Source organism: Pseudomonas sp. NPDC088368 (assembly GCF_044753445.1).
GTDB classification, from domain to species: Bacteria; Pseudomonadota; Gammaproteobacteria; order Pseudomonadales; family Pseudomonadaceae; genus Aquipseudomonas; species Aquipseudomonas bambusae.
Genome location: NZ_JBIVNG010000005.1, coordinates 382174 through 394063 on the forward strand (window position 1 = coordinate 382174; position 11890 = coordinate 394063).

General features: G+C 58.5%; 13 protein-coding genes and 1 tRNA gene. 3 read left to right on the top strand and 11 right to left on the bottom strand.

All coding sequences use genetic code 11. From position 1 onward, the window contains the following. Positions 1-196 precede the first annotated feature (196 nt). The 4 genes from ACIQAL_RS13440 to ACIQAL_RS13455 form a co-directional block, all read right to left on the bottom strand. Positions 197-886: an ABC transporter permease gene (locus tag ACIQAL_RS13440; protein ID WP_401146010.1), complete on the bottom strand. Its 690-nt coding sequence runs from the start codon at positions 884-886 to the stop codon at positions 197-199. Beyond that, positions 883-1578 carry an ABC transporter permease gene (locus tag ACIQAL_RS13445; protein ID WP_401146012.1) on the bottom strand — a complete coding sequence of 232 codons (696 nt, stop codon included), beginning with the start codon at positions 1576-1578 and terminating at the stop codon, positions 883-885. Before ACIQAL_RS13445 ends, ACIQAL_RS13440 begins: the two co-directional genes overlap by 4 nt. A gap of 64 nt (positions 1579-1642) precedes the next feature. Then, positions 1643-2401, bottom strand: coding sequence for an ABC transporter substrate-binding protein (locus ACIQAL_RS13450; RefSeq protein WP_401146014.1), 759 nt, complete (start codon positions 2399-2401; stop codon positions 1643-1645). A gap of 13 nt (positions 2402-2414) precedes the next feature. Next, entirely contained in the window at positions 2415-3188 is a 774-nt protein-coding gene (locus tag ACIQAL_RS13455; protein WP_401146016.1) for an ABC transporter ATP-binding protein, read from the bottom strand. A gap of 421 nt (positions 3189-3609) precedes the next feature. Between ACIQAL_RS13455 and gabP the strand changes: the two genes are divergently transcribed. The 3 genes from gabP (at position 3610) to ACIQAL_RS13470 (ending at position 5816) form a co-directional block, all read left to right on the top strand. Next, positions 3610-5001, top strand: a complete 1392-nt coding sequence (gabP, locus tag ACIQAL_RS13460) for a GABA permease (protein WP_341960640.1) — start codon at positions 3610-3612, stop codon at positions 4999-5001. Between the two features lie 233 nt (positions 5002-5234). Continuing rightward, the gene (locus ACIQAL_RS13465) at positions 5235-5504 is read left to right on the top strand and encodes a type II toxin-antitoxin system Phd/YefM family antitoxin (protein ID WP_401146020.1); all 270 of its coding nucleotides are present in this window, start codon (positions 5235-5237) and stop codon (positions 5502-5504) included. A gap of 45 nt (positions 5505-5549) precedes the next feature. Continuing rightward, positions 5550-5816, top strand: a complete 267-nt coding sequence (locus tag ACIQAL_RS13470) for a type II toxin-antitoxin system RelE/ParE family toxin (RefSeq protein ID WP_401146229.1) — start codon at positions 5550-5552, stop codon at positions 5814-5816. Between the two features lie 12 nt (positions 5817-5828). Here ACIQAL_RS13470 and ACIQAL_RS13475 read toward each other — a convergent pair whose 3' ends face one another. From ACIQAL_RS13475 to ACIQAL_RS13505, 7 genes are all read right to left on the bottom strand, one after another. Beyond that, complete coding sequence (locus ACIQAL_RS13475) at positions 5829-6371, bottom strand: cytochrome b (protein ID WP_401146022.1); 543 nt, start codon at positions 6369-6371, stop codon at positions 5829-5831. Positions 6372-6460: 89 nt separating this feature from the next. Then, positions 6461-6952 carry a hypothetical protein gene (locus ACIQAL_RS13480; RefSeq protein ID WP_166594212.1) on the bottom strand — a complete coding sequence of 164 codons (492 nt, stop codon included), beginning with the start codon at positions 6950-6952 and terminating at the stop codon, positions 6461-6463. Between the two features lie 69 nt (positions 6953-7021). Further along, positions 7022-7681, bottom strand: a complete 660-nt coding sequence (locus tag ACIQAL_RS13485; RefSeq protein WP_401146023.1) for a hypothetical protein — start codon at positions 7679-7681, stop codon at positions 7022-7024. Positions 7682-7779: 98 nt separating this feature from the next. Then, positions 7780-7855, bottom strand: a tRNA-Phe gene (locus ACIQAL_RS13490). 102 nt (positions 7856-7957) lie between these two features. Then, positions 7958-8230, bottom strand: a complete 273-nt coding sequence (locus ACIQAL_RS13495; protein WP_166594215.1) for an oxidative damage protection protein — start codon at positions 8228-8230, stop codon at positions 7958-7960. Then, positions 8227-9294, bottom strand: a complete 1068-nt coding sequence (gene mutY, locus ACIQAL_RS13500) for an A/G-specific adenine glycosylase (RefSeq protein WP_401146026.1) — start codon at positions 9292-9294, stop codon at positions 8227-8229. The genes ACIQAL_RS13495 and mutY overlap by 4 nt, the downstream gene beginning before the upstream one ends. A gap of 176 nt (positions 9295-9470) precedes the next feature. Further along, positions 9471-11705, bottom strand: coding sequence for an AsmA family protein (locus ACIQAL_RS13505; RefSeq protein WP_401146029.1), 2235 nt, complete (start codon positions 11703-11705; stop codon positions 9471-9473). Positions 11706-11890: the final 185 nt, after the last annotated feature.

Consider the following 11890-nt stretch of genomic DNA (forward strand, 5'->3'; position numbering starts at 1 on the left):
ATTTAGGCTGTGAGGGCAAGCTTACGGGCTTTGCGATGAGGGTGGCAGTCTTGCCAGAGCAAAACCGGACGACCTCGTTGTTCAGGTACACCACGTTGTAGATTTTGCTGCCGCTGCGCGCCAGATCGCGAGCAAGCTTGCTCCTACGCCCTCCGGGCAGAATCAAAAGCGGGTCTACCGCCAGTAGCCGAAAACCTCAGCGTCTTTGGCTCGCATCCACCCGCAGATAACGCTCTAGCAGTTTGAAGCCCTGTACCAGCACAAACGACATCACCAGATAGATCACGCCCGCGATGAAGAACGTCTGTTCTGGCATGTAGGTCCGTGCATTGATCGTGCGGGCCATCCCAGTGATGTCGAGCAGTGTCACGGTGCTGGCAAGAGCGCTGGCTTTGAGCATCAGAATGACTTCGTTGCTGTAAGCGGGCAGGCCGATACGGGCTGTGCGAGGCAGGATGATGTGAACCAGCGCTTTGCCCTTGCACATGCCCAGTGCACGGGCAGCCTCGATTTCGCCAGGTGGCACGGCCTGGATCGCGCCGCGCAGGATCTCGGCGATGTATGCAGTGGTGTGCAGCGTCATGGTCAGCGCGGCGCAGAAAAACGGTTCACGCAGGTACGGCCACAGCGCGCTTTGCGTCACGGCTTCGAACTGGGCGAGGCCGTAATAGACGAGAAACAGTTGAACGAGCAACGGCGTGCCGCGAAAGAAGAAGATGTAGACGTAGGGCAGGGCGCGAACGTAGGCATTACGGGACGCGCGAGCGATGCCCATCGGGATCGCCAGGATCAGTCCCGCCACAACGGCGATGGCCACCAACTCCAGTGTTAGCGTTGCCCCCTGCAGCAATTTGGGCAGCCACCTGAGGACGAATTCCCAACTCATGACGCGCTCCTCACAAAACCCACCGATGCACGCCGTTCCAGACACGCAAGACCGATCATCGACATTGCTGTCATGCCCAGGTACATAAACGCCGCGACCATATAGAAGGTGAACGGCTGTTTGGTAGTCGTGACGGCGATCTGCGCGTGTCGCATGACTTCTTCAAGCCCGATCACCGATACCAGCGCCGTATCCTTCATCAGGATCATGAAAAGGTTGCCCAAGCCTGGCAATGCGATGCGCCACATCTGCGGCATGACCAGTTTGATGAAGATGCGCGACCGGGACATGCCCAGCGCCAGCCCTGCCTCGCGATGCCCTTTCGGGATCGACAGCATGGCGCCGCGAAACACCTCAGTCGCGTATGCGCCGAAGCACAGGCCCAGAGCGATGACGCCTGCCGCGAAGGCGCTGAGCGACAAGTTAGGGATGCCGAACACATGCCCGATGGCACGCATCGAACTCACGGTGCCGAAGTAGATCAGCAGCACCCATAGCAGCTCGGGAATGCCCCGCACCAGCGTCGAATACGTCCCGCCGATCCATTGCAGAATACGGTTGGGCGAGGTTTTGGCGAGGGCGCCGAGCAGTCCCAGGATGAGGCCCAGGCACAGGGCGGACAGCGCGAGTTGAATCGTCATCAGCATGCCAGCCGCCAGGGCCGGGCCGAATCCTTGGAGATCGAAGTTCATGGCTTTGCTTGGTTAACGGATCGGCACCGCCGCAGGGTGAGTGCGGCGATGCTGGTCAGGCGGGTCAGAGGATGCTGAACGGGAAATACTTGTCGTTGATCTTTTTGTAGGTGCCGTCTTCGATGATTTCTTTCAGGGCGGTGTTCAGCTTGTCGCGCAGCGGATCATCCTTGCGCACGGCAATACCGATCTTGTCTTCGCCAAACATCGGCTCGCCCTTGAATTCGAAGTTCTTGCCTGCGTCGCTCTTCAGCCACTCATAGCTGGCGTATTTGTCGCCCAGCAGGGCATCGACGCGACCGGAAGTGAGGTCGAGAAACGCGTTTTCCTGCGAGTCGTAGAGCTTGACGGTCACGTCATCGCCCCAGTTGTCTTCCAGCCAGGTGCCAGACAGGGTCGCGCGCTGGGCGCCGATGGTCTTGCCTTTCAGGGCTTCCTTGATCGCAGCGGCGTCGCCGGTCAGGTTGGTGGCTTTTGGCGCGATGAATTGCAGTTTGTTCGAGTAGTACGGGTTCGTGAAGTCCACGGCCTGCTTGCGCTCTTCCGTGATCGACATCGACGAGATGATGAAATCGAATTTCTGAGCGTTCAGCGCCGGGATGATGCCATCCCAATCCGAGGTGACGACTTCGCAGGTGACTTTCATCTTGGCGCACAGGGCGTTGCCGATTTCGACGTCGAAGCCCACGACCTGGCCGCTGGCATCCTTGTTATTGAACGGGGGGTAAGCGCCCTCGATGCCCATTTTCAGGGTGTCGGCAGCAACGGCACTGGAGGCGACGACCAGAAGAGCGGCCACCAGAATGTTTTTCAGGGTCTGCATCGATGTTGCTCCGTTAGCGATTGCTGGACATGAATTGTTTGCAGCGAGCCGACTGCGGGTCATCGAAGACCTGCTGCGGCGATCCTTGTTCTTCCACGCGCCCCTGGTGCAGGAAGACCACTTCACTGGACACCTGCCGGGCGAAATTCATTTCGTGAGTCACCATCAACATGGTCCGGCCTTCTTCGGCCAGGCCACGAATCACACTGAGCACTTCCTGCACCATCTCGGGGTCCAGCGCAGAGGTTGGCTCGTCGAACAGAATCACCTTGGGTTGCATGGCCAGCGTACGGGCGATGGCCGCTCTTTGCTGCTGGCCGCCCGACAGTTGTGCCGGGTACACATGACGTTTATCCGCGATGCCCACTTTGGCGAGCAACGCTTCTGCCACTTCGATCGCCTCGGCCTTCGTTTGCCCCAAAACCCGGCGCGGCGCCTCGATGATGTTATCGAGTACGGTCATGTGCGGCCACAGATTGAAGTTCTGAAATACGAAGCCAATCTCGCTGCGCAGGCGATTGATCTGACGAGTGTCGGCAGCGATCAGTTCACCCTTGCGCGAAGCTTTGAGTTTGAGGGCTTCGCCCGCGACGAGGATTTCACCCTTGTGCGGGTTTTCGAGCAGGTTGATGCAGCGCAGCAGCGTCGACTTGCCAGAACCGGACGAGCCCAGAATTGAAATCACGTCGCCGTCCCGTGCAGTCAGCGAGATGCCCTTGAGCACCTCAAGCTGATCGTAGCGTTTATGCAAATCGCGAATTTCCAGGGCGGGCGTTGCCTGGGCCATGTTGAAACCTCGTGTGTTCGGTACTGATGGCGCACGGCAAACGAGCTGGCCCTGCGCAAAAAGGGCGCGATGGTGCCAGCTTTAAACGCCGTGGGGAAGGGTGTTTCGGCCAGATGGAGTGTCGGGAAAGGGTAAGCTTGCGCCAATTTGGTGCTTTATGTCGCTAAGTGTGTATTTTCGGTGCGACAAAACGTCTCTATCCTGTTGCGGTTGGTAACGTTTCCTACAGAAATGGCAAAACGCTATTCACCTCAGACACTTATCAAACGCCTCTGCAGCGGGCATATCCGCGCACGACGTCGCTTTTGAAATATCTTGGCGTAATTCTTGCGTAAAAAATAAATAACAGTGCTGTTGTGATCTTTTTACGAAGGGTCGCAAACCGCTCTGATCCGTATAAAAATTCTTAAAGGTTGCTTACATGAGCAGTACCCCAAATTCTTCAAACCTCGATCAGGGGCTCAAACCGCGTCACATCACCATGCTCTCCATTGCAGGTGTGATCGGTGCGGGTCTCTTCGTCGGTTCTGGTCACGCCATTGCCGAAGCGGGTCCAGCAGTTCTGCTGGCCTACGCGGCAGCCGGTACGCTGGTGGTTCTTGTGATGCGCATGTTGGCCGAAATGGCAGTGGCTTCGCCGGACACCGGTTCGTTTTCGACCTACGCAGATCGTGCGATCGGTCATTGGGCGGGTTTCACCATCGGCTGGCTGTACTGGTGGTTCTGGGTGTTGGTGATTCCGCTGGAAGCCAACGCTGCGGCGACCATCCTTCACGCGTGGTTCCCGAACATCGCGATCTGGGCTTTCACCCTGGTCATCACGCTGGTGTTGACTGCGACGAACCTGTTCAGCGTCAAGAACTACGGTGAATTCGAGTTCTGGTTCGCGCTGATCAAGGTCTTGGCGATCATCGGCTTCGTGATTCTGGGCATTGCGGCCATGTTCGGTCTGCTGCCAAGCAGCCAGGTCAGCGGCGTCAGCCACCTGTGGGACACCAACGGTTTCTTGCCGAACGGCATGGGTGCCGTGTTGGCTGCCATGCTGACCACCATGTTCTCGTTCATGGGCACCGAAATCGTCACCATCGCAGCGGCGGAATCGAAGAACCCGGGCCAGCAGATCACCAAGGCCACCAATTCGGTGATCTGGCGGATATGCCTGTTCTACCTCGTGTCGATCTTTCTGGTCGTGGCGCTGGTGCCATGGAACGACAGCCGTCTGGCTGAAGTCGGTTCCTACCAGACCGTGCTCGACCTGATGGGCATCCCGAACGCCAAGCTGATCGTAGACCTGGTCGTTCTGGTTGCTGTCACCAGCTGCCTCAACTCGGCGCTGTACACCGCTTCGCGCATGCTGTTCTCCCTCGGCAAGCGCGGCGATGCGCCAGCCGTTTCGCAGCGCACCAGCAAAGCCGGCACCCCGTACTGGGCCGTGCTGCTGTCGACCGCCGCGGCTTTCGTTGCCGTGTTCGCCAACTACGTCGCACCGGCTGCCGTGTTCGACTTCCTGCTCGCCAGCTCCGGCGCCATCGCGCTGCTGGTGTACCTGGTGATCGCCGTCTCGCAACTGCGCATGCGCCGTAAGCGCGAAGCAGAAGGCCAGGCCATCGACTTCCGCATGTGGCTGTTCCCGGGCCTGACCTGGGCGGTGATCGTGTTCATCGTCGCAGTCCTGACCATCATGCTGTTCCAGGAAGGCCACCGCATGGAAATCATCGCCACCGGCTTGCTGAGCATTCTGGTCGTCGCAGCGGGTTTGATCGTGTCGAGCCGCCGCAAAGCCAGCAAGGCCGGGAAAGTTGTGCTGAATTGATGAGTGAGTGAGCTGGCGTTGCCAGTGAGAAAAAAGCGGCTGCTCTCAGGGATGGGGGCGGCCGTTTTTTTTGGCTAAGCACATTCATGTATTCGAAAGGGCATATCTATCTATGCTTTTTAACGTACGCATCAGGGCATTATTCAGATGCCGACACTTCTCGATTACACCCTCTCTGCCTTATTGGGTTTGAGAGCGGACATTCGAGCTGTGCCGCAAAGGAGAGTGGGAACATGGCTTATGCACTGCTTGCAGAGATCGCCGCTTCAGTGACTGATCTAAAAAAAGACCCTATGGGCACCTTTCGGGAAAGTAATGGTGATCCGATGGTAATCCTCAATCGAAACGAGCCTGCCTTCTACATCCTGTCCCCGGAACGATATGAAGAGCTTCTTGATATGTTGGACGATGCCGAGCTCGCTCGCATCGTCAAGGCGCGACGTGGCGGACGCACAGTTAAGGTAGATATCGATGACCTCATCGCCGAGGCAGAAAAGCGGTAACCCACGTCAGAGGGCGTAGGTGTCTACAGCCTTGAGTTTCTTCCAATCGCCCTGAAAGGACTGGAGCGGCTCGATAAAGCGGTGCTGCTTCAACTGCTGCAAAAGCTTCGCAGCAGGACGCTGGCGCCGAGGGTTCAGGCAGACAAGCTGCGGGGGATGCCGGATTGCTACAAGATAAAACTCAATGCCTCAGGCGTTCGTTTGGTCTACGAGGTCATCGACCACCGTGTGGTGATCGTGGTCGTGGCGGTGGGGCGTCGTGATGATGAGGCTGTTTATCGAGCAGCGATGAAGCGGCTAGGCAAGCGTTAAGCGTTTTATCGGTCAGCGCATCCTCCCCAACACCGACTTCCCCCGCATCTGATGCAGCACGACCGCCTTCAGATGCAACGCCACCAACCCCGCCAAAATCGCGCACAAGACGTGATGCAACTCATGCAGTTCCAGCAACGCGATCTTTGAGTGAATCAGCTGTGGCAGCGTTACAACCGCCATGAGCGTGACCGGGTGGCTCATCATCAACACGCCGGTGATCAGCACGCCTGAAACGGCTGCGTAGATCGCCATGTGTGCCAACGAGACCAAGCGTTCGTGCGCTGAGGTGCGCGTGTAAGAGGGATCAGCCTTGATGGCTAGCCACAGACGCCAGGCGAAGAACGGGATGAACAGACTGGTGATCTGCGGATTGAACGATTCGACCCATTGGCGGAACGGATCATTCGTGTCCAGCAGCGCGACGCCGAAGCCGCTAAATGTTGCCCAGAGGATAATGGCGGCGGACAGCCAGTGCAGGAAAATTCGGGGCTTGGTGTAGGCAGTCGCTTCTACCGCTGTAAGCACAGAAGAGGGGGAGTGAGGGTGTTTCAAAACGGCAGCCTTATTGAGAAGAAGTTGCATTCTCGCGAGGGCGCAACGCTACCGTCTTGATCGGTGTCATGCAAATTAAAGCGCGTGTGTCACCGACGACCCGCGTCTCGCGAGTTCTTCATGGTCAGGATGTCCGACGCCTGATTGTAGGCATCCTGGAAGGTATCGCTGCCCAGCCACTCGACGGTCACGTCTTCCTCTTCGTCATGAAAGATGCCGCGATAGACGATCAGCAACGCCATCAGGAAGTCTGTAGCCGGATCTTCCTCTTCCTCTGCGATCACCAGTTCCAGCACCGGGTATTGCAGGAACACAACGCACATCGCCAGCAGGCTGATCGACTCGGCGGCTTTCATGGCCTGGAACAGGTCATCGTAGTCGGCAGGCTCGAAGCCGTTTTCCATGATGTCCTTGAAGTCGAACGTGCTCAGGTCAATCGTCACGTCATCGAAGGGCTCGTTGACGATCGCGTGGTTCAGCACCGGATGCACCGGGCTCGGCTTACCTTTGCCCGAACGGTTCTGCTTGGCCTTGGCTTTGGCCCGTTGGGCGCGTTTTTGCTGTTTGTCTGGGGAGGCCATGGAGGCGATTTCCTGTATGCGGTACAACAGCCATTTTCATGGCCCGGAATGATCGGGCGCGCATTGTATTCAGTCTTGAGCGGGTTCGTCCTGTTTCCTGCCGCCTGTTGTGTATTGCTGAATGATCATTTCTCCCTCGATTTCGCTGTACGCGTCGCGTAAGGCCTCGCGGAAGTCGTCGCTGTCTATGCGGGTGCGAACGGTTGGCTCATCCAGACCATGTGCCCATCCAAGGTAGCTGCCGATGGTGTTCTGCAGGATGTCGCCGTAGTGGTTGAAATCTATGTTGTACAACGCATGTGCAGCGACAGGGCCTCTTGCGAACGCCAGCAGAAGGGCGTGGAGACCGTGTTCCTCGGCCAGCTTGAGCGCTGCAAAGTGGTCCAGACGTTGTTCTTCGGTGGGCTCGGGCGCTGGAGCCTCGAAAATATCCAGGAGCAGCAACTCGTCTTCGGTGATTGTCACTTCCGAGTCGTCTCTGAGTAGCGCGACCATGGCTTCTCGCTCTTCGTCGTCCATGGTCTCCAGGAGCTCAGGCTCAACGTAGGTCTCCAGAAGAAGATCGTCGTCGATGTCTTCGTCGTCATACTCTGGAGCAAGGAAGTCAGGCATGAAGTAGTCCGGGACGATCGGAGCAGGCGTAGGGTGGTTGCTGCGCACGACACGTGCCTGTTTGGCCTTGTCCTTCGCGCGCTTGGCGCGCTTTAGCTGTTTGTTGGCGGATGACATGGAGAATTCCTTCGCTTGGCGTCAGGGTTGCCATGTTAGTAAATCGCGCCCAATAAAAAACCCCTGAATCTTTCGATGCAGGGGTTTTTCGGTATTAGTGGTGCCCAGAGACGGAATCGAACCGCCGACACGGGGATTTTCAATCCCCTGCTCTACCGACTGAGCTATCTGGGCAACGGGGCGCATTAGACGTGTTTTTCAGGAGGTCGTCAAGCGTGTTGTCGAAAAAAATTTGAATTATTTCCTCCGCTTACGACGAACACCGTCTGCAAAGGGTTATTCGGACGGTGGAACGTAGCCTTCGGCCTTGGCGTACTCTTCGCCCGAGAGGTACTTGTCCATCTCGGTCTGGAGGAATTTACGGTCTTCGGCGTTCATCATGTTCAAACGACGCTCGTTGATGAGCAGGGTCTGGTGTTTCTGCCAGTCGGCCCAGGCTTTCTGCGAGACGTGGTTGTAGATGTCCTCGCCTTTGGCGCCGGGGTACGGGGGGCGCTCAAGGCCTGGCAGTTCTTCTTTGTATTTGCGGCACATTACGGTGCGGGTCATGACGACTCTCCTGCATTCAAAACGTCGGCTGCATGTTTCAGCAGCTTTTTCACCGGGGCAGCGAGACCCAGGCGCGGCGGGGTGGCGAGGTTATACCAGAGCCAGTCGTCCTCGGCCACGTGATGGGCGGACTCCTCGACCCGGACCAGCCAGGGTTCGATGGTCAACTGAAAGTGACTGAAGGTGTGGACCAGCCCGGGCAGAGCCTGATGTTCGCCCATCTCCAGCGAATGTTGATCGGCCAGATGCTGCATGTCCTCCACCGCGTCCAGTTCCGGCAGGCTCCAGAGCCCTCCCCACAACCCGGTCGAGGGACGGCGATAGAGCAGAATCTCGCCTTCGCGGTTGGCGAAAATGGGCATCAAGGTGCGTTTCTGCGGAACGGTCTTACGCGGTTTGGGGATCGGGTACCGCGTTTCCTGTCCGAGCATGTGCGCTTCGCACCCGCGCTCCAGCGGACAGAGCAGGCAGCTGGGTTTGCTACGGGTGCAGAGTGTCGCGCCGAGATCCATCATCGCCTGAGTGTAGTGGTTGACGCGGCTATGGGGCGTGAAGCGCTCTGCGGTCGTCCACATCTGTTTCGCGACCTTGGGTTCGCCCGGATAGCCTTCCTGCGCTGTAAAGCGCGCCAGAACGCGTTTGACGTTGCCATCAAGGATCGGCGCGCGCAGGCCCATGCTGATGCTGGCAATCGCGCCTGCAGTGGACAAACCGATGCCCGGCAGTTCGGTGAGCTGTTCAACGGCGCGAGGGAATTCGCCGCCATGCTGAGCGACGACGATTTTGGCGGCCTTTTGCAGATTGCGGGCGCGGGTGTAGTAGCCGAGTCCGGTCCACAGGTGCAGCACTTCGTCTTCCGGTGCGTCGGCCAAGGCCTGAACGGTGGGTAGCGCTTCCATGAACCGGTCGAAATAGCCGAGCACGGTACTGACCTGGGTCTGTTGCAGCATGATTTCCGACACCCATACACGGTAGGGCGTGATGTCGTGTTGCCAGGGAAGGTCGTGGCGGCCGTGACGGTCGTACCAGTCGAGGACGGCGGAAGAGAACTGCTCGGGTTGCATCGTGATTCCGGGGTTCGAAAAATATTAGGGTTGTGGGCCGCGAAATTGTGGGAGCCGGCTTGCTGGCGAATATGGTGTGCCTGTACCGAATCAGGTCGCTGACACGCCGCTTTCGCCAGCAAACCGGCTCCTACGAATTCTTGAAATGCCGCCCTTTGCGATCGGCGGCAAAATCCTCAGCGCTTGAACAATCCCTTGATTGCATCCTTGAGCTCGGGACTGACCTTGTCCCCCAGCTTTTCATCGATCTTGTCGCCGATCCGGTCGGTCGCCAGTTTGGCGGCGACCTTGCCTAAACCATCGTTATCGAGACGGCAGGCCTTGGCCCCCAGTTCCAGTGGGCCACGGCAGAGGATTGGCCATTCGATGCCGACAAAGCGCGGGTTCACTTCGCAGGCCGGGTCGGGCATGTCGCTCTTGTCGCCCTCAATGATCACGCCGACGCGGTAGTTCATGCCCAGCACGCGCAGGTCGATGTCGCCATCGCCGTTGACCGTCAGGCCCGGCGTGCGGACTTTCAGGTCCGGGTTGCTGGCCACGCCGTTGCGGAACACCAGATTGCCGTTGAGCTGCTGGAACGGGGTGTCCTTGCCGCGTGGATCGCCGCTCAGCGTTTTGCGGTTCAGCACCGAAATTCCGCGACACAGCTGTTGCTCAAGGTTGGCGTTAACCAGCACACCGTCGTTCAGCGCGAAGTTGGCCGTGCCGTTAAGGCTTTCGACCAGCGCTTTCTGGCTGTTGCCTTTGGCGGTGACGTCGCTGTTCAGCGTCAGCAAGCCCCGCAGCGGCGGCGTGGTGCCCTGACTCTGGATGAAACGCTCGACCGGTACGCGGGCGATGCGGGTCTGCACGCTGGCCAGCGGCACTTCCGGACGCACATCCAGATTGCCTTTGACCTCGAAATTGCCGTTGTAGAGATCGCCGCGCAGGCTGTCGAGCTTGACCACGCCGTCGAGGGCCGAGGTTTTCAACGCTGCATTTTGAATCGCCAGTTTCTCAACCGTCAGCTTGCCGAAACTCAGGTCGGCATCGACGTCGAGCGTGCGCATGCGTTCAAGCGGCAGCAGTCGCGTATCGCTCCAGGCGCCTTGAGTTGGCTGGTTTGGCAGTGGCGACGTACCCGAAGCGATCATGGCGTCAGCTTCGCCACTCTGGACTTCGGACTTGCGCGCAGCGCCGGCAGCCTTGGCCTGATCGCTTTGCGGCGAACGATAGCGGTCGGCGTCGAAGGTGTCGGCCTTGAGTTGCAGGCGCAGGGTTTGTTTGGCGAAATCGTCTACCGCGACATGGCCGGTGAAGGTGCTGTCGTCAACCTTCAAGGTCAGATCATCCAGCGAAACGCTGCTTTGCGTCGCGGCGATGCGGCTGACCATTTCCAGCCGCGTCAGGCTGTTTTCACCCAGTGTGGGGGCGGTCTGGCCGACGCTGTCGAGGAATTCGCGCAGGTTGAATTGGGCGATAGAAATGCCGCCGCTCAGCTGGGGCGCCTTGTCCAGGTCGCGCACGTGCAGCTCGCCGAGCGCTCGCAATTGGTTGGCCGACAGCTTGAGATTGGTCCATTCGGCAACGTTGGCCGACATGTCAGCCAGCAGTTGGCCTTGAGCGGAGAACGTCAGCGTCTTGCCCTGCAACGGATCGCCCGCCGCTTCGCCCGAGAAGCGCATGTCGTCGAGCTGATAGCGCTTGAGGGCGCGGTCGAAACGCACTTTGCCGGTCAATTCGGTCTTGGTGCGCAAGACGGGCTGATTGGTGCTCAGGAACGCGGTCAGCTTGACCGGAATGTCGGTTGCGTTATGAATCGGCCCGGTGCTCAGTTGGATGCTCTCGGCGGTGAATTGCCGGGCCTTCTGCATGTCATTGAAATCGATGCGGGCGTTGTTCACGGTCAGGCTGTCGATATCCAGCTTGAGCGGTTGCCAGGTTTTTTCCGACTGTGCGGGCGCCGGGGCGGGGTCGCTGGAAGGCTGGGTGGCCGCCGGGGGCTGAGCAGGATTCGCGGCCTTTGCAGGGGCCTTGCCGATGTCTTCCCAGTTGCCATGCCCGCTTTCGTCGCGGGTCAGCATCAGGTTCAGGCCTTCGACGCGAACGTCGCTCATCTGCACTTCCTTGCGCAGCAGCGGCAACACGCGCACAGAAAGGCCGAGCATTTGCAGGTCGGCGAACGGTTTGGTCGGTTCGGTCAGCGTCGCGATGCTGGCGTCGTGCAATTCAAGGCCGAGCCACGGGAATAGGCTCCAGCCGATATCGCCATTAAGGGTCAGTTCGACATGGGCCCGTTCGCGAACGAGTTTACGAATCTCGTCTTTGTAATCGTTGGGATCAAATAGATGGGTCAAGGCAAAGCCGAGAGCCACGATGATCAGCAACAGCCCGAGAATGAAAAGTCCCAGGATTTTGCCGAACGCTTTCATGGGCGAGTCCTTGTAATCGAATCGTTCAAAATTTAGCCCGCGAGTATAGCGTTCTCACGCAGGTGCCGGGCTGCGATCGGCCTTGCACGCTACCCGGACAAATGTAAGCAGCACTGGGACAGCAAGAAGTCGTGCCCATTCGGAGACATTCTTCACAGTGTGCACGTCGCGTTCGTGCAGTGACA